This window comes from Cellulosimicrobium sp. NPDC057127, assembly GCF_042670945.1.
In the GTDB taxonomy this organism is placed as follows: Bacteria; Actinomycetota; Actinomycetes; order Actinomycetales; family Cellulomonadaceae; genus Cellulosimicrobium.
On the sequence record NZ_JBHUUP010000002.1, the window covers coordinates 1 to 17023 of the forward strand.

17 protein-coding genes are annotated in these 17023 nt (G+C 75.0%); 13 read left to right on the forward strand and 4 right to left on the reverse strand.

The features are described from left to right. The first annotated feature begins 247 nt into the window (after positions 1-247). Genes ACFTZA_RS01690 through deoC form a run of 11 tightly spaced genes read left to right on the forward strand, consistent with a single transcriptional unit; the run spans position 248 to position 10126 of the window. The gene (locus ACFTZA_RS01690; protein ID WP_378190099.1) at positions 248-1885 is read left to right on the forward strand and encodes an ABC transporter ATP-binding protein; all 1638 of its coding nucleotides are present in this window, start codon (positions 248-250) and stop codon (positions 1883-1885) included. 11 nt (positions 1886-1896) lie between these two features. Then, on the forward strand, positions 1897-3201 hold the full coding sequence (locus tag ACFTZA_RS01695; RefSeq protein ID WP_378190746.1) for an ABC transporter permease: 1305 nt from the start codon (positions 1897-1899) through the stop codon (positions 3199-3201). Beyond that, on the forward strand, positions 3198-4493 hold the full coding sequence (locus ACFTZA_RS01700; protein ID WP_378190102.1) for an ABC transporter permease: 1296 nt from the start codon (positions 3198-3200) through the stop codon (positions 4491-4493). The genes ACFTZA_RS01695 and ACFTZA_RS01700 overlap by 4 nt, the downstream gene beginning before the upstream one ends. A 7-nt stretch (positions 4494-4500) precedes the next feature. Beyond that, on the forward strand, positions 4501-4947 hold the full coding sequence (locus tag ACFTZA_RS01705; RefSeq protein WP_378190104.1) for a cytidine deaminase: 447 nt from the start codon (positions 4501-4503) through the stop codon (positions 4945-4947). Then, positions 4944-6266 carry a thymidine phosphorylase gene (locus tag ACFTZA_RS01710; RefSeq protein ID WP_378190106.1) on the forward strand — a complete coding sequence of 441 codons (1323 nt, stop codon included), beginning with the start codon at positions 4944-4946 and terminating at the stop codon, positions 6264-6266. Before ACFTZA_RS01705 ends, ACFTZA_RS01710 begins: the two co-directional genes overlap by 4 nt. Position 6267: 1 nt before the next feature. Beyond that, positions 6268-6681: a YidH family protein gene (locus tag ACFTZA_RS01715; RefSeq protein WP_378190108.1), complete on the forward strand. Its 414-nt coding sequence runs from the start codon at positions 6268-6270 to the stop codon at positions 6679-6681. Continuing rightward, entirely contained in the window at positions 6678-7001 is a 324-nt protein-coding gene (locus tag ACFTZA_RS01720; RefSeq protein ID WP_378190110.1) for a DUF202 domain-containing protein, read from the forward strand. Before ACFTZA_RS01715 ends, ACFTZA_RS01720 begins: the two co-directional genes overlap by 4 nt. Then, complete coding sequence (locus ACFTZA_RS01725) at positions 6998-8041, forward strand: hypothetical protein (protein WP_378190112.1); 1044 nt, start codon at positions 6998-7000, stop codon at positions 8039-8041. The genes ACFTZA_RS01720 and ACFTZA_RS01725 overlap by 4 nt, the downstream gene beginning before the upstream one ends. Beyond that, positions 8038-8277: a hypothetical protein gene (locus ACFTZA_RS01730; RefSeq protein WP_378190114.1), complete on the forward strand. Its 240-nt coding sequence runs from the start codon at positions 8038-8040 to the stop codon at positions 8275-8277. The genes ACFTZA_RS01725 and ACFTZA_RS01730 overlap by 4 nt, the downstream gene beginning before the upstream one ends. A gap of 32 nt (positions 8278-8309) precedes the next feature. Continuing rightward, positions 8310-9416 (forward strand): adenosine deaminase, encoded by a 1107-nt coding sequence (locus tag ACFTZA_RS01735; protein WP_378190116.1) that lies wholly within the window; start codon positions 8310-8312, stop codon positions 9414-9416. Then, positions 9413-10126 (forward strand): deoxyribose-phosphate aldolase, encoded by a 714-nt coding sequence (gene deoC, locus ACFTZA_RS01740; RefSeq protein WP_378190118.1) that lies wholly within the window; start codon positions 9413-9415, stop codon positions 10124-10126. Before ACFTZA_RS01735 ends, deoC begins: the two co-directional genes overlap by 4 nt. A gap of 89 nt (positions 10127-10215) precedes the next feature. Here the strand turns inward: deoC and ACFTZA_RS01745 are convergent, their stop codons facing one another. Next, the gene (locus tag ACFTZA_RS01745; RefSeq protein WP_378190120.1) at positions 10216-12075 is read right to left on the reverse strand and encodes a phospho-sugar mutase; all 1860 of its coding nucleotides are present in this window, start codon (positions 12073-12075) and stop codon (positions 10216-10218) included. Between the two features lies 1 nt (position 12076). Continuing rightward, a complete protein-coding gene (locus ACFTZA_RS01750; protein ID WP_378190123.1) occupies positions 12077-12928 on the reverse strand; it encodes a purine-nucleoside phosphorylase in 852 nt (283 codons plus the stop codon). A 118-nt stretch (positions 12929-13046) separates the two neighbouring features. Between ACFTZA_RS01750 and ACFTZA_RS01755 the strand changes: the two genes are divergently transcribed. Further along, positions 13047-14504, forward strand: a complete 1458-nt coding sequence (locus tag ACFTZA_RS01755; protein ID WP_378190125.1) for an NAD(P)H-quinone dehydrogenase — start codon at positions 13047-13049, stop codon at positions 14502-14504. Between the two features lie 6 nt (positions 14505-14510). On the opposite strand, the gene ACFTZA_RS01760 is transcribed toward ACFTZA_RS01755, so the two are convergent. After that, positions 14511-14984: a hypothetical protein gene (locus ACFTZA_RS01760; protein ID WP_378190127.1), complete on the reverse strand. Its 474-nt coding sequence runs from the start codon at positions 14982-14984 to the stop codon at positions 14511-14513. Between the two features lie 114 nt (positions 14985-15098). After that, positions 15099-15644, reverse strand: a complete 546-nt coding sequence (locus ACFTZA_RS01765) for an NUDIX domain-containing protein (protein WP_378190129.1) — start codon at positions 15642-15644, stop codon at positions 15099-15101. A gap of 123 nt (positions 15645-15767) precedes the next feature. Between ACFTZA_RS01765 and ACFTZA_RS01770 the strand changes: the two genes are divergently transcribed. Next, a complete protein-coding gene (locus ACFTZA_RS01770) occupies positions 15768-17021 on the forward strand; it encodes an MFS transporter (protein WP_378190131.1) in 1254 nt (417 codons plus the stop codon). Positions 17022-17023: the final 2 nt, after the last annotated feature.

Genomic DNA, 17023 nt, shown 5'->3' on the forward strand with positions numbered 1-17023 from the left:
CCGCTGGTGGGGGCCGCCACCCACCGCGCCTGCCGCTCGAGAACCCCCACCCCCCCGGCCGCGGCGCCCGGGCCCGCCCCGCCCCGCGCCGACGGTGGCCCGGGCGTTCGCCGCCCGGGCCACCGGTCTGACCGCGGGACGCCGTGAGGGCGGCCCGACGGTGGACCGCAGCGGCGACGGCACGACGTGACGTGCGCGCCGGGGTGCGGTTCGATGGAGTACGCGGACGAACAGGAGAGGCCGGCCGGTGAAGCTGGAGCTGCGCGGGATCACGAAGGTCTTCGGGTCCCTGGTCGCCAACGACCACATCGACCTGGTCATCGAGCCGGGCGAGATCCACGCCCTGCTCGGGGAGAACGGTGCCGGCAAGAGCACCCTCATGAACGTGCTCTACGGGCTCTACGACCCCGACGACGGCGAGATCCTCGTCGACGACCGTCCCGTGCAGTTCGCCGGCCCGGGCGACGCGATGGCGGCCGGCATCGGCATGGTGCACCAGCACTTCATGCTCGTCCCGGTCTTCACCGTGGCCGAGAACGTCGCGCTCGGGCACGAGCCCGTCCGCGGCGGCGGTCTCATCGACGCCCGACGGGCACGCGGCCTCGTGCAGGAGATCTCCGACCGCTTCGGGTTCGAGGTCGACCCCGACGCGATGGTCGAGGACATCCCCGTCGGCGTCCAGCAGCGCGTCGAGATCATCAAGGCGCTCTCGCGCGACGCGCGGGTCCTCATCCTCGACGAGCCGACCGCGGTCCTCACCCCGCAGGAGACCGACGAGCTGATCGCCATCATGCGCCAGCTCAAGGAGGCGGGGACGTCGATCGTCTTCATCACCCACAAGCTGCGGGAGGTCCGCGCGATCGCCGACCGCATCACGGTGATCCGCCGCGGCAAGGTCGTCGGCACGGCCGAGCCCACCGCGAGCGAGACCGAGCTCGCGTCGCTCATGGTCGGGCGCTCCGTCGAGCTCGGGGTCGCGAAGGAGCCCGCCCGCGCCGGCGACGCGACGTTCCAGGTGCGCGAGCTGTCCGTGCTCGACGACGTGGGCACCGCGGTCGTGGACGACGTGGACCTCGACGTCGCGCGCGGGGAGATCCTCGTCGTCGCGGGCGTGCAGGGCAACGGGCAGACCGAGCTCACCGAGACGATCGTGGGGCTGCGCCGTCCTGCGGCGGGATCCGTCCGGCTCGACGGCAAGGAGCTCGTCGGCCGCGGCGTCTCCGACGTGCTGGGCGCCGGGGTCGGCTACGTCCCCGAGGACCGCAGCACCGACGGCATCATCGGCACGTTCTCCGTCGAGGAGAACCTCGTGCTGGACCTCGTGTCCTCGTCGCCGTACTCGCGCGCCGGAGCGCTCAGCAAGGGCTCCATCCGCAGCAACGCCGAGCAGCGCGTCGTCGAGTTCGACGTGCGCACCCAGTCGGTGGAGACGCCGGCGGGCACCCTGTCGGGCGGCAACCAGCAGAAGGTCGTGCTGGCCCGGGAGATGTCGCGGCCGCTCCGCCTGCTCATCGCCTCCCAGCCGACGCGCGGCCTCGACGTCGGCTCGATCGAGTTCGTCCACCAGCGCATCGTCGCCGAGCGCGACCGCGGTACCCCGGTGATCATCGTCTCGACCGAGCTCGACGAGGTCGTCGCCCTCGCGGACCGGATCGCGGTGATGTACCGCGGCCGCGTCGTCGGCGTGGTCCCGGGGGACACGGACCGGGACGTCCTCGGCCTCATGATGGCCGGGGTGCCGCTCGACGAGGCGGTCGCCCAGGCCGCCCAGCACCACACGACCCTCGGCGAGGCGGCGCACGCGGCGCCGTCGGGCGACGCGCCGTCCGGCGCGGACGCCCACGGCGCGACCGCCGTCACGTCCCGTGAGGAGGACACGCAGTGAGCCAGCAGCCCATGGCGGACGACGAGGGGACGCCCACCGTCCCGCCGAGGCCGGCACCACCGAGCGACGTCCAGGAGCCCGAGCGTCCGACGGGGGCCGGCGTGCTGCGGGAGATGCTCGAGAGCAGCTGGCTCGTCTCCCTGCTCGCGATCGTGGCCGCCCTCGTGCTCGGGGGCGTCCTCATCGCCGCCGCCGACCCGGAGGTGCAGGAGGCCGCCACCTACTTCTTCGCGCGGCCCACCGACATGCTCGAGGCGATCTGGGACGCCGTGTTCGGCGCGTACAGCGCGCTGTTCCAGGGCTCCGTGATCAACTTCGGGGCGACGGACCTGGAGCGGGCGCTCCGACCGCTCACGGAGACCATGACGGTGTCCGTGCCGCTGATCCTGGCCGGCCTCGGCCTGGGCATCGGCTTCCGGGCGGGCCTGTTCAACATCGGTGCCCAGGGGCAGATCATCCTCGGCGGCATCTTCGCCGGGTTCATCGGCTTCACGTTCAGCCTTCCCCCGGGCCTGCACCTGCTGCTCGCCGTCCTCGGCGCGGCGCTCGGCGGCGCGCTCTGGGCCAGCATCGCCGGCGTCCTCAAGGCGCGCACGGGCGCGCACGAGGTGATCGTCACGATCATGCTCAACAACATCGCGGTGTACCTCGTGGCGTACCTGCTCACGACGACGCCGTTCCAGCGGGAGGGCAGCTCGAACCCCATCAGCCCGCCCGTCCCGAGCACCGCGACGTTCCCCCTCCTGCTCGGCGAGGGCTTCCGGCTCCACCTCGGGTTCGTCCTCGCCCTGCTCGCCGCCGCCGGCGTGTGGTGGCTCATGGAGCGCTCGACGCTCGGGTTCCGCTTCCGGGCCGTCGGCGAGAACCCGCACGCGGCGCGCACCGCCGGCATGTCGGTGCCGTGGGTGACGGTGTGGGTCATGGCGATCGCCGGTGCGCTCGCCGGCCTCGCGGGCTCGGCCCAGGTGCTCGGCACGGAGCAGGTCCTCACCGCGGGGGTCGCGGCGAGCTTCGGCTTCGACGCGATCACCGTCGCGCTGCTGGGGCGTTCGCGCCCGCTCGGCACGGTCCTCGCCGGCCTGCTCTTCGGCGCCCTGCGCGCCGGCGGGTTCGCGATGCAGGCGCGCACGGGCACCCCGATCGACATCGTGCTCGTCGTGCAGTCGCTCATCGTGCTGTTCATCGCGGCCCCGCCGCTCGTGCGGTCGATCTTCCGGCTGCCGACGCCCGGCGGCCCGACGCGCGCCGAGCGCCACGCGGCACGTCGCCGCGCACGCGGCACCACCACCCCGACGACCCAGGAGGCCGGCGCATGACCACCGCGACGACGACCCCGGCCCCCGCGTCCTCCGCGGCGGCCGCGCGCAGGCCCCTGGCGCGCATCAGCTGGCGCGCGCCCGTCGCGTACGCGGTGATCGGCCTCCTGTCGTTCCTGTTCTTCGTCCTCCTGCCCGAGGGCGGGACCACGACGACCTTCCGGCTCTCGTCCTCGGGGGACTTCTTCCAGATCCAGCCGGTCACGGTGAGCTCGACCGGCGCCGCGCTGTTCCTCACGATCCTCGCGCTCCTGCTCGCGGGCCTGTCGTTCTGGGCGGCGGTCGAGCGGCGCAAGGTCGGGGCCTGGCTCCCCGTCGTGTTCGGCGTCCTCGTGGTCGTGGCGTTCCTGTGCTGGGCCGGTGCCGGGAAGTCGGCGATCCCGGTGACGGGTCTCCTGCAGGGCTCGCTGTTCCTCGCGGTGCCGCTCGTCTTCGGAGCGCTGTCCGGCGTGCTGTGCGAGCGCGTCGGCATCATCAACATCGCGATCGAGGGCCAGCTGCTCGCCGGGGCGTTCCTCGCGGCGGTCGTCGCGTCCGTCACCTCGAGCGCGTACGCGGGCCTGATCGCCGCGCCCGTGGCGGGGGCGCTCGTGGGCCTTCTGCTCGTGATCTTCTCGGTGCGCTACTGGGTGAACCAGATCATCGTCGGCGTCGTGCTGAACGTCCTCGTGGTGGGCGTCACGAGCTACCTGTACTCCACGGTGCTCACCGAGGACTCCGCGACCTGGAACGCGCGGACGCCGCTGCCGGTGATCGACATCCCGGTGCTGTCCCAGATCCCCGTCCTGGGGCCGGTGCTGTTCCGCCAGACGCTGCTCGTGTACCTGATGTACGCGGCCGTCGTCGTGCTGCAGGTGTTCCTGTTCCGCAGCCGCTGGGGCCTGCGGCTGCGGGCCGTGGGCGAGCACCCGAAGGCCGCCGACACGGTGGGCATCAAGGTCAACGCGACGCGCGTCAAGAACACCCTCCTCGGCGGGGCCGTGGCCGGCCTCGGCGGAGCGTTCTTCACGGTCGCGGCCGGCCTGGCGTTCGGCAAGGAGATGACCGGGGGCAAGGGTTTCATCGCGCTGGCCGCGATGATCCTCGGGCGCTGGAACCCCGTCGGCGCGCTGGCGGCGGCGCTGCTGTTCGGGTTCGCCGACAACCTCCAGACGGTCCTCGGGATCGTCGGCACGCCCATCCCCAGCCAGATCATGCTCATGACGCCGTACGTCGTGACGATCTTCGCCGTCGCCGGTCTGGTGGGGCGCGTGCGTGCCCCCGCCTCCTCGGGCGTCCCGTACATCAAGTGAGGTGGGCATGACGACCGGGACCGAGGGGCAGGCGCAGGCCGGCGACGCGCACGGGACGTCCGTCGTCGACTGGGACGCGCTGCGCACCGCGGCGCGCGACGTCATGGCGCGTGCGTACGCCCCGTACTCGGGGTTCCCGGTGGGCGCGGCGGCGCTCGTCGACGACGGCCGTGTCGTCGTCGGGTGCAACGTCGAGAACGCGGCGTACGGCGTCACGCTGTGCGCGGAGTGCTCGCTCGTGAGCGCGCTCGTGGGCTCCGGCGGCGGGCGGCTCGTGGCGTTCGCGTGCGTCGACAAGCACGGCGCGACGCTCATGCCGTGCGGGCGGTGCCGCCAGCTGCTGTGGGAGCACGGCGGGCCCGACCTGCTCGTCGACTCCATCCGTGGTATCACGACGATGAGGGACGTGCTGCCCGACGCCTTCGGGCCTGACGATCTGGAGGAGCGTTCGTGACGAGCGAGGCGAGCGAGGGCGTGGCGGCGGAGCCGTTCGACGCCGTCGACGTGATCCGGACCAAGCGCGACGGAGGTCTGCTCGACGGAGCGCAGATCGACTGGGTCGTGGACGCGTACACGCGCGGCGTGGTCGCCGAGGAGCAGATGGCCGCCCTCGCGATGGCGATCTTCCTCAACGGCATGGACCGCACGGAGATCGGCCGGTGGACGCAGGCGATGATCGCGTCCGGAGAGCGCCTCGACTTCACGGGGCTGTCACGGCCCACCGTGGACAAGCACTCCACCGGCGGCGTCGGCGACAAGATCACCCTCCCGCTCGCGCCGCTCGTCGCGTCGTTCGGGGTGGCGGTGCCGCAGCTGTCCGGCCGGGGTCTCGGCCACACCGGTGGCACGCTCGACAAGCTCGAGTCGATCCCCGGCTGGCGCGCCGCGCTGACCAACGCGCAGATGATGGCGGCGCTCGAGCACGTCGGGGCGGTCGTCTGCCAGGCCGGGTCCGGTCTCGCGCCCGCCGACCGGCTGCTGTACGCGCTGCGCGACGTCACGGGCACCGTCGAGTCCGTCCCGCTCATCGCGTCGTCGATCATGAGCAAGAAGATCGCGGAGGGCACGGGGGCGCTCGTGCTCGACGTCAAGGTCGGCTCCGGCGCCTTCATGAAGGAGCTCGGCGCCGCACGCGAGCTGGCTCGCACGATGGTCGACCTCGGGACGGACGCCGGCGTGCGCACGGTCGCGCTGCTCACCGACATGTCGACCCCGCTCGGCCTCACCGCGGGCAACGCCCTCGAGGTGCGCGAGTCGGTCGAGGTCATGCACGGCGAGGGCCCGCAGGACGTCGTCGACCTGACGGTCGCGCTCGCGGTCGAGATGCTCGCCGCGGCCGGCCGCCCGCACGACCCCGAGGAGGTCCACCACGCCCTCGTGGGAGGGCGTGCCCTCGACAAGTGGCGCGAGATGATCGCCGAGCAGGGTGGCGACGCACGCGCGCCCCTGCCCGTCGCACGGGAGAAGGAGCACGTCGTGGCCGACCACGACGGGGTCCTCGAGCGCCTGGACGCGTACGCGGTGGGCGTCGCGGCCTGGCGCCTCGGCGCGGGTCGCGCCCGCAAGGAGGACGCGGTCCAGGCGGGCGCCGGGGTCGAGATGTTCGCCAAGCCGGGCGACACGGTCCGCAAGGGCCAGCACCTCATGACCCTGCACACGGACACCCCGGAGCGCTTCGGGCGCGCGGTCGAGGCGCTGGAGGGGGCGTGGGGGATCGCGCCGCCGGGGACGAGGGTGGACCGCACCCCGGTCGTGCTCGACCGCGTCGGCTGACGTGGCCGACGAGCGCGCGGAGCCGGACGACCACCGCCGGCCCCGGTCGGTGTACGGCGTCGGGACGGAGCCGGACGCACGGTTCAGCCTCGCCAACGAGCGCACGGCGCTCGCGTGGGTGCGCACCGGCGTGGGCCTCGTCGCCGGCGGCGTCGCGCTGACGTCGTTCGCCACGTTCGCGGACCTGCCCGGGCTCGTCGACGTCGTGGCGGCCGTCGCGTGCCTGGTGGGCGCGAGCTGTGCCGTCTACGCGCTCGTGGCGTGGCGCCGCAACGAGCGGGCGCTGCGCCGGCGGGAGCCGCTGCCCGCGCCGGGCGGTCTGCCGGTGCTCGTCGTCGGCGTCGTCCTGCTCGCGGTGCTCATCGCGGCCTATGCGGCGGCCGCGGGGCTGGGCGAGGCGGCGTCCCTGCCGTGACGGCTCCGCAGCGCGACGAGGGCCTGCAACCGGAGCGGACGGCGCTCGCGTGGCAGCGCACCGTCCTCGGTGTGGTCGTCGGTGCCCTGCTGCTCGGGGCGTCGGGGTTGCGGTCCGGGCACACGCTCGTCGTGTGGGCCGCCGCCACCGTGGCCGTGCTGTCCCTCGTCCCGGCGGTCCTGCGCCCGCCCGACGGGCGGCTGCCGTCGCACGGACGGCTGTACGCGTGGTCGTTCCTCGTGCGCGTCGTCGGCCTCGTGGTCGCCCTCGCGGGGGTGGGCGCGGTGTGGGCGCTGTCGCGAGCGCTGGGCGTCGTGTGACCACGGCACGGGGGTGGTCGGGGCTGCGGCTGACGTCCGTGGTCGCGCCCGTCGTACGTGCCGTCGTGCCGTCGCTGCCCGGCCCCGTGGCCGTGCCGCCCGTGTCCGCCACGGACCGTGCCCGCGCCGCCGGCCACGCCGAGCCGGTCGTCGCGGCGCTCGCGCGGAGCCTGGAGACCCTCGGGGAGGCGGAGCGGCGCGCGGTGCTCGACCCGCTGGACCGGCTGCCCGAGCGCGCCCGGACCGACGGAGCGCCGGTGCGTCCGCTCACCGTCGGGGGAGTCCCGGCGCGCCAGGTGGACGGCACGACGTGCGGGTCCGCGGTGCTCGCCCTCCTCGCCGCGGCCGGCGACCCCGTCCTCGCGCTGTGGCTCGGGACCGGCACGACCGCCGGTGCCACGGACCCGCCCGCCGCCCGCGCCGGTGACGACGGCCCTGCGGCGGCCGCCGCGCGGTGGGAACGGCTCCAGCGGCTGGTCAAGCGGCGCACCGCACGGCGGTCGCTCGGCCCGTTCCCGTGGCCCGCCGGCCTCGGCACGCCGCCGTGGGGTGCTGCGCGCACCGCCCGGTACGCCGACGTGCGCTACACGCACCGGGTCGTGGGAGGGGCCCACGGCTGGGTCCTCCTCGACGCGGCGGTGCGCGCGGCCGCCCGCGGGATCCCCGTGCCGCTGTTCACCGGCGGCGACCTCTCGGGCGGTCTCGCCGCCGCGGTGCCGCGCCACGTCGTGCTCCTCACCGCGGTCGACGCGCACGGCCGGTGCCGTGTCTACGAGCCCTCGTCCGGCACGGTGCACCGCCTCGACGCGGGGCGCATCGGCGCGGGGGCGACGGACCCGGCGGTGCGGCGCGCGCTCGGTGGATGGCCGCACGTCGTCTGGACGCTCCTGCCGGCCCGGCCTGCGGCTGGGCCCGACGACCGGCCCGACGACCGGCCCGACGACCGGCCCGACGACCGGGCCGGCGGCGGACTGGCGACGGGGAGGCTGCGGCGTGAGGATGGGGACGCATCCCGCCCCCGTCGAGAGGAGTCGCCATGAGCACGGTCCCCGGTGACGACGCCCAGCGTGACGCCGGCCTGGTCGAGCCGGACGAGGAGGTCGTGAACCTCGTCGAGGAGGTGGAGAGCGGCGACCCGCCCGTCGACCACCCGGAGCACGCCCCGGACGAGTACCGACCCGCCTCCGCACGCCCCGACCTCGCCGGGGAGGCGAGCGAGGCGGACGTCGTCGAGCAGGCCTCGGCCGTGCCGGGCGAGGAGGACGACTACGCGTGAGCGGTCGCCGCCGCTGCCGGTAGCGTGGGCGCATGACCACCGACACCCGTCCGCTGACCGCGGACGTCATCCGGTCCCTGCCGAAGGTCGTGCTCCACGACCACCTCGACGGCGGCCTGCGGCCCGGGACGATCCTCGAGCTGGCCGCCGAGGTCGGCCACGACCTGCCCGCCGCCGACGGCCCGTCGCTCGCGACCTGGTTCGCGGAGTCGGCCGACTCCGGCTCCCTCGTGCGCTACCTCGAGACGTTCGACCACACGATCGCCGTCATGCAGACGCCCGACGCGCTCGCGCGCGTGGCGCGCGAGGCCGTGCTCGACCTCGCGGCGGACGGCGTGGTGTACGCCGAGCAGCGCTGGGCCCCGGAGCAGCACCTGCAGCGGGGGATGACGCTGCAGGAGACGGTCGACGCCGTCCAGGCGGGCATCGAGCAGGGCGTCGCGGAGGTCGCGGGGTCCGGGCGCACGATCCGCGTCGGCCAGCTCGTCACCGCGATGCGGCACGCCGACCGCTGGCAGGAGATCGCCGAGCTCGCGGTCGCCAACCGGGCGAACGGCGTCGTCGGGTTCGACATCGCGGGCGCGGAGGACGGCTTCCCGCCGTCGCGCCACGCCGGGATCTGGCGGTACCTCGCCGAGCAGAACTTCCCGGTGACCATCCATGCCGGGGAGGCCGCCGGCGTCGAGTCGGTCGCGGAGGCCGTGCACCTCGGCCAGGCGAGCCGCATCGGTCACGGCGTGCGCATCGTCGAGGACGTCGCACGGGACGAGCGCAGCGGCACCGCGGCGCTCGGGCGCCTCGCGCACTGGGTGCGCGACCACCAGGTCCCGCTCGAGCTGTGCCCGTCGTCGAACGTGCAGACGGGCGCCGCGACGTCGATCGCGGACCACCCCGTCACCTTCCTCAAGGAGCTCGACTTCGCGGTCACGCTCAACACCGACAACCGGCTCATGTCGCGCACGTCGATGACGCAGGAGATGACGCTGCTCGTCGAGCAGGCCGGCTGGACACTCGACGACCTCGCCGACGTCACGCTCACCGCGGCGTGGAGCGCGTTCGTCCACCACGACGAGCGCCGCGCGCTCGTCGACGACGTGATCCTGCCCGGGTACCAGCTCGTCGAGGGGGCGCAGCGATGAGCGCGGCACCTCTCGACGCGGCCGCGCTCGCCCGGTTCGTCGACCACACGCTGCTCAAGCCCGAGGCGACGCCCGCCGACGTCGCGGCCCTCGTCGACGAGGGGGTGCGCCTCGGTGTCTACTCCGTGTGCGTGTCCCCGTCGATGCTGCCGCTCGACCCGGCGACCACGCGCGAGCGCGGGCTCCTCGTCGCGACCGTGTGCGGGTTCCCGTCGGGCAAGCACCACAGCGACGTCAAGGCGTTCGAGGCGGCCCGCTCGGTGCGCGACGGCGCGGACGAGGTCGACATGGTCATCGACGTCGGCGCGGCGAAGGCCGGTGCGTGGGACGCCGTGCGCGAGGACGTCGCCGCCGTGCGCGCCGCCGTACCGGAGGACCGCGTCCTCAAGGTCATCATCGAGTCCGCCGCGCTGAGCGACCACGAGATCGTGGAGGCGTGCCGGGCGTCCGAGACCGCGGGCGCCGACTTCGTCAAGACCTCCACGGGGTTCCACCCCACGGGCGGTGCGACGACGCGCGCGGTGTCGATCATGGCGGAGACCGTGGGCGGTCGCCTCGGCGTCAAGGCGTCCGGCGGGGTCCGCACCCTCGCCGACGCCCTCGCGATGATCGAGCACGGCGCGACGCGCCTCGGCCTGTCCGGCACCGCCGCCGTCCTCGCGGGCTTCGAGGGCGGTGCACCGAGCGCCGACGCGGGTTCCGGCTACTGACCGCGGCGAGCGGCCGCTGACGGCAGCGGCCGACGCACGACGGCCCCGGCGTGCACTGCGCCGGGGCCGTCGGTGCGTCCGCAGGCGGCTCAGAGGCCGAGCGCGCGGCGCATGTCGGTCGTGACCCGGTCGAGCCTTTCGCGCGCGAACGCGCGCGCGGCGGTGAGGTCGTCGTGCGACGCGTCGGTCGCGACCGGCACGACGACCTCGAGGTAGCACTTGACCTTCGGCTCGGTGCCGCTCGGGCGCACGATCACCCGAGTGCCGTCCGCGGTGAGGATCCGCACGCCGTCGGTGGGCGGCAGGCCGTCGAGGCCCGCGGACAGGTCGACGACGTCGGTCACGCCCGCGCCGGCGAGCGTGCGCGGCGGGGCGTTGCGCAGGTGCGCCATCGTCGCGCCGATGCGGTCGAGGTCCTCGAACCGGGCGGAGAGCTGGTCGGTCACGTGCAGGCCGTGCGCCCGCGCGAGGTCGTCGAGGGCGTCGACGAGGGTGCGCCCCTGGGCCTTGAGCCGGTTCGCGAGCTGCGCGACGAGCAGGGCCGCGCTGATGCCGTCCTTGTCGCGCACGTGCTCGGGGTCGACGCAGTAGCCCAGCGCCTCTTCGTAGCCGAACGCGAGGCCGTCGACCCGGCTGATCCACTTGAACCCGGTGAGCGTCGTGGCGAAGCCCAGGCCGTGCGCGGCGGCGATGCGGCCCAGGAGGCGCGAGGACACGATCGAGCACGCGAGTACGCCGCCGGGTGCACCGGATGCGGCGCCGCGGACGGCGACGTCGTTGCCGAGCAGCGCGCCGACCTCGTCGCCGTGCAGCATCCGCCACCCGTTGGAGCGCGCCGTCTCCGCGCCCTGGTAGGTGCCGACGCGCGGGTCGTAGACCGCGACGGCGCAGCGGTCCGCGTCCGGGTCGTTGGCGAGCACGACGTCCGCCCCGGCGTCCTGCGCGTAGGCGAGCGCGAGGTCCATCGCGCCCGGCTCCTCCGGGTTGGGGAACGCGACGGACGGGAACTCGGGGTCCGGGTCGAGCTGCTCCTCGACGGGCACGACGTCGGTGAACCCGGCCTCGCGCAGCACCCGCGCCACGACGGCGCCGCCCACGCCGTGCAGCGCCGTGGTGACGACGCGCAGGCGCCGGGGTGCGCCGTCGGACAGGGCGACGACGGCGCCCACGTAGGCGTCGAGGACGTCCCGTCCGAGCACGGTCCAGCCGGTCTCCGCGCGCGGGACCTCACGTGCCGGGCCGACGGCGTCGATCGCGGCGGCGATCCGCGCGTCGTAGGGCGCGACGATCTGGACGCCCTGGCCGGAGCCGGTGGCGACGCGGCCGCCCAGGTACACCTTGTACCCGTTGTCGGCCGGCGGGTTGTGGCTCGCCGTGACCATGACGCCGGCGTCCGCGCCGAGGTGCCGCACGGCGAACGCGAGCACGGGCGTGGGGAGCGCCGACGGCAGCACCGACACGTCGACCCCCGCCGCCGTGAGGACGGCCGCGGTGTCGACCGCGAAGGCGCGCGAGCGGTGCCGCGCGTCGAAGCCGACGACCACGCGGGGCCGCTCGCCGCTGCCGAGCGTCTCGCGCAGGAACGCGCCCAGCCCTGCCGCGGCGCGGACGACGACCGCACGGTTCATCCGGTGCGGCCCCGCGCCCATGCGGCCCCGCAGCCCGGCGGTGCCGAACGCGAGCGGGCCCGAGAACCGGTCGCGCAGGTCGGCCAGCGCCGCCACGCGCACGTCGTGCTTGCGCGGGTCGGGGGAGTCGGCGAGGTCGAGCAGACGGCGCAGCTCGGCCTGGTCCTGCGCGTCGACGTCGTCGTCCACCCAGGTGGCGACGCGCTGGAGGAAGGGACCGTGGTCCGCGCCCGGGTCGAAGCCCGGGTCGTCCACGGCCTCGGCGGGGACGCCGGGTCGGGTCGGGGCCGTCCGGCGGCGGGACGCGGCGCGCTCGGTCATGTCACACCTGCTTCGCGATGTCGGCGAGGAGGGAGCTGATGCGGGGGCCTGCCGCCTGGCCGGCCTCGATGACCTCCGCGTGGGACAGCGGCGTCGGGCTGATGCCGGCGGCGAGGTTCGTCACGAGCGAGACCCCGAGCACCTCGAGCCCGCAGTGGCGCGCGGCGATCGCCTCGATCGTCGTGGACATGCCGACGAGGTCCGCGCCTGCCGTGCGTGCCATCCGCACCTCGGCCGGCGTCTCGTAGTGCGGTCCGGGGAACTGCGCGTACACGCCCTCGGTGAGGGTGGGGTCGACGCCGCGGGCGAGCTCGCGCAGCCGCGGGGAGTAGACGTCCGTGAGGTCCACGAACGTCGGACCCTCGAGCGGGCTCCGGCCCGTGAGGTTGAGGTGGTCGGCGATGAGCACCGGCGTGCCGGCCGACCACTCGGTGCGCAGCCCGCCCGCACCGTTGGTCAGGACCACGGTCTCCGCGCCGGTCGCCGCGGCGGTGCGCACCCCGTGGACGACGGCGCGCACGCCCTTCCCCTCGTACAGGTGCGTGCGCGAGCCCAGCACCAGCGCGTGGCGCACCGAGCCGTCGTGGCGCTCGACGCGGATCGAGCGCGTCACGCTCAGGTGCCCCGCGACCGCCGTCGCCGAGAAGCCCGGGATCTCGTGCGTCGGGATCTCGGCCACGACCTCGCCGAGCAGCTCGGCCGCGCCGCCCCACCCGGAACCGAGGACGAGCGCCATGTCGTGCCCGTCGACGCCGGTCGCCTCGGCGATGTGGTCCGCGGCCGCCCTCGCCACGAGGAACGGGTCGGTGGTCGGGTCGTCGAGCGAGGGTGTGCTCGCAGGCGTCGTCGTCATGGTCGCAAGGCTAGTCCTCCCACGGGTCGCCGACCTGGGAAGGCACCCTGGCGCGGGGCGGCCGTCCCGCCACGCGCGCCCCGCGCGGTGCCTCACGCCGGTGCCGGCGCCTGACACAATGGCCCACGTGACGCACGAGACGCTCGACCGCCAGGCCCCCCGGATCGTCGTCGTGGGAGGTGGCCCCGGCGGGTACGAGGCCGCTCTCGTCGCACGCCGCCTCGGCGCGGACGTCACGGTCGTGGAGAAGAACGGCATGGGCGGCGCCGCCGTCCTCACCGACGTCGTCCCCTCGAAGACCCTCATCGCCACCGCGGACTGGATGACCATCGCGGACCGGGCCGCCGACCTCGGCATCCGGCTCCCCGCCGAGACGGCGACGACGCAGGACCCCGCGGCCCGGCGCCACATCGTCGACCTCGAAGCCGTGAACGCCCGCGTCCTGGCGCTCGCGGCCGCGCAGTCGGCCGACATCCGGGCGCGCCTCGAGCGCGAGGGCGTCCGCGTGGTCATCGGGACGGGACGTCTCGACGGGCCGGAGCGGGTGGTCGTCGCGGGCGCGGGGAGCGAGGGCGGCGGGTCCGACGTGACGCTCCCCGCCGACGCGGTCCTGCTCGCGCTGGGCTCGACGCCGCGCGTGCTGCCCACCGCGCAGCCCGACGGCGAGCGCATCCTCACGTGGACGCAGCTGTACGCGCTCAAGGAGCTGCCGGAGCGCCTGATCGTCGTCGGCTCCGGTGTCACGGGTGCCGAGTTCGCGGGTGCGTACAACGCGCTCGGCTCCGACGTGGTGCTCGTCTCGAGCCGCGACCGTGTGCTGCCGGGGGAGGACGCCGACGCCGCCGAGCTGCTCGAGGGCGTGTTCCGCTCGCGCGGCATGACGGTGATGTCGCGCTCGCGCGCCGAGTCCGCGGTGCGGACCGAGCACGGCGTGCGCGTCACGCTCGCCGACGGGCGCGTGGTCGACGGGTCGCACGTGCTCCTCGCGGTCGGCTCGATCCCGTCCACGCAGGGCATCGGCCTCGAGGAGGCCGGCGTGCGGCTCACGCCGAGCGGCCACGTCGAGGTCGACAAGGTCTCGCGCACGACGGCGCGCGGCGTCTACGCGGCGGGGGACTGCACGGGCGTGCTGCCGCTCGCGTCCGTCGCGGCGATGCAGGGACGCGTCGCGATGTCGCACGCGCTCGGCGACTCCGTCGCGCCCATCAAGCTCCGGACCGTCGCGGCGAACATCTTCACCGCGCCCGAGATCGCGACCGTGGGCTACAGCGAGGAGCAGCTCAAGGCCCAGAACAGCAAGTACGTCACGACGACGCTCCCGCTCGCGCGCAACCCGCGCGCGAAGATGCTGGGCATGCGCGACGGCTTCGTCAAGCTCTTCGCGCACCCCGAGGCGAGCGTCGTCCTCGGCGGCGTGGTCGTCGCCCCGCGCGCGAGCGAGCTGGTCTTCCCCATCACGCTCGCGGTGTCGCACCGCCTCACGGTCGACGACGTCGCCTCCGCCTTCACGGTGTACCCGTCGCTCACGGGGTCGATCGCGGAGGTCGCACGGATGCTGCACCACCACGAGTCCTGAGCGTCGTCAGAGCTCGGCCTCCGCGTGCACCGTCCCCTCCGTGTACGCGACGTCGGTGAGCCGGACGGCGGGCAGGCGGTCGCCGGCCGCCGCCTCGGCGAGTGCCTGGACGTCGACCGCGACCCGGGCGTCGGGGAGCACGTGCAGCGCGTCCGGCGGCAGGCCACGGGAACGCAGGGCGGCCTGCAGCGGGCCCTGGGCGACACCGAGGAGCTTGTGCGCAGGCAGGCCCGCGGCGTTCGCCTCGACCGCGACGACCGCCGTGCCCGCGACGAACGACTCCAGGCGCAGCGTCGCGCGCACGACCGGGACGAGGCGCGCCGCGACCCGCAGGGCCGACGGCGCGTCGGGCACGCGGCGCAGGTCGAGCGTGACGTGCACGCCGTCGTCCTCGCCCGTCACGGTGCGCACGAACGGCGGGAGCCCGCCGGCGGCTCGCGCCAGCTCGACGGCCTCGGTCACGGTCAGCTCGATGCGCACCTGCCGACGATAGCCCGCCGCGGGCGACCCGGCGCCTGGGAGGACTGGGAGGACCGGGAGGACCGGGAGGACCGGGAGGGCTGGGAGGCAGGGAGGGCCGAGAGGGGCGGGCGGTCACGCCTCGCGGTCGAGGGCGGCCCGCAGCGCCGGCCACGCGTCCGCGAACGCGGGCAGCAGCGGCAGCGCGGGCACGTCGTCCACGGCGACCCACCGCACCTCGACGCTCTCCGGGTCGGTGGCGCGCGGCTCGAGCCCTGCCCCGTCGGCGAGCTCGGCCACGACGGTCGTGTAGCGCCACGGCCCGTGGTCGAGCACGCGCTCGTCCAGCACCCGCACCGTCGCCGGGTCGATGCCGGCCTCCTCCTGCGCCTCGCGCAGCGCCCCCTGGACGGGGGTCTCGTCCGGCCCGACGGCGCCGCCCGGCACACCCCACGTCCCGCCCTGGTCGCTCCACGGGGCACGGTGCTGGAGCACCACGTCGCGTGCGGCACCGCGCGTGTCCCGGCGCGCCAGCAGCAGCCCGGCCGCGCCGTGCAGCCCCCAGTGCCGACGTCCGCACGCGCACTCCACCCAGCCGTCGCCGGGCTGCAGGTGCCGGGCGGGGCGCGGCGAGGGCTCGCCCGGGTCCCGGGGCGTCGTGGGGATCGTCACGGGAGCCATGCTGCCAGGTGCGGCACGGTGGTGCGGGGCGGCACGGGGGCGCTGCTGGCGCGTCGTGCCGCAGGAGGCGCGGGCGACGGCCACCGAGACGTAGGCTCTGGCTCTCGTGAGCGAGGAGCGGGCATGAGCGGGATCGTCGAGGCGGTCGTCCCGCGACGGATGGGCACGAGCTTCCGGTGGCTCGTCACGTCGTCCTGGACGAGCAACGTCGGCGACGGCATCGCGCTCGCCGCGGGGCCGCTGCTCGTGCAGTCCCAGACGGACTCCGCGTTCCTCGTCGCGCTCGCGGCGCTCGTGCAGCGCGTCCCCTGGCTGCTGCTCGGCCTGTGGGCCGGGGCGATCGCGGACCGGGTCGACCGGCGCCGCCTCGTCGTCGTCGCGAACCTGCTGCGCGCCGGCGTCGTCGCCGCCCTGTGCGCGTTCCTCGTCACCGACCGGGTGAGCATCACCGTCGTGCTCGTCGCCCTGTTCTGCCTCGGCGTCGCGGAGGTGTTCGCCGACACGACGACGAGCACGCTGCTGCCGATGCTCGTCGACCGGCGCGACCTCGGGACCGGCAACGCCCGGCTCCAGGCCGGGTTCCTCGTGGGCAACCAGCTCGTCGGACCGCCGGTCGGGGCGTTCCTCTTCGCCGCCGGCACGGTGTGGCCGTTCGTCGCGCAGGCCATCAGCATCCTGCTGGCCGTGCTCCTCGTCGCGCGCATCGCGACGACGCCCGTCCCGGCCCGTGACGAGCGCAGCCACGTGCGCCGCGACATCGCCCAGGGCGTGCGCTGGATCCTCGCCGACCCGCCGGTGCGCACCCTCGCGCTCGTCATCCTCGCGTTCAACATCACGTGGGCCGCGCCCTGGGCCGTCCTCGTCACGTACGCGCTCGACCACCTGCACATGGGAGAGGTGGGGTTCGGCCTGCTCACGACCGCGTCGGCCGTCGGCGGGATCCTCGCCATCGGGCTCTACGGACGCCTCGAGCGTCGCGTGCGTCTCGCGACGCTCATGCGCGTGTGCCTCAGCCTCGAGGTGCTCATGCACCTCGCGCTCGCCCTCACGACGACCGGCTGGGTCGCGATCGTCGTCATGGGGGTGTTCGGCCTGTACTCCTTCGTGTGGGGCACCGTCTCCAGCACCGTGCGCCAGCGCGCCGTGCCGACCGGCCTCCAGGGTCGCGTGTCCGCGGCGTACATGGTGTGCGTCTACGGCGGGATCGCCGTCGGTCAGCTCCTCGGCGGCGTCCTCGCCCAGGCCTGGGGCCTGACGGCGCCGTTCTGGTTCGCGTTCGCCGGGGCGGGGATCACGCTCGCGCTCGTGTGGCGCCAGCTCTCGCACGTCGCCCACGCCGGGGCCGTCGAGACCCGCGCCGAGCCCGCGCTCGACTGATC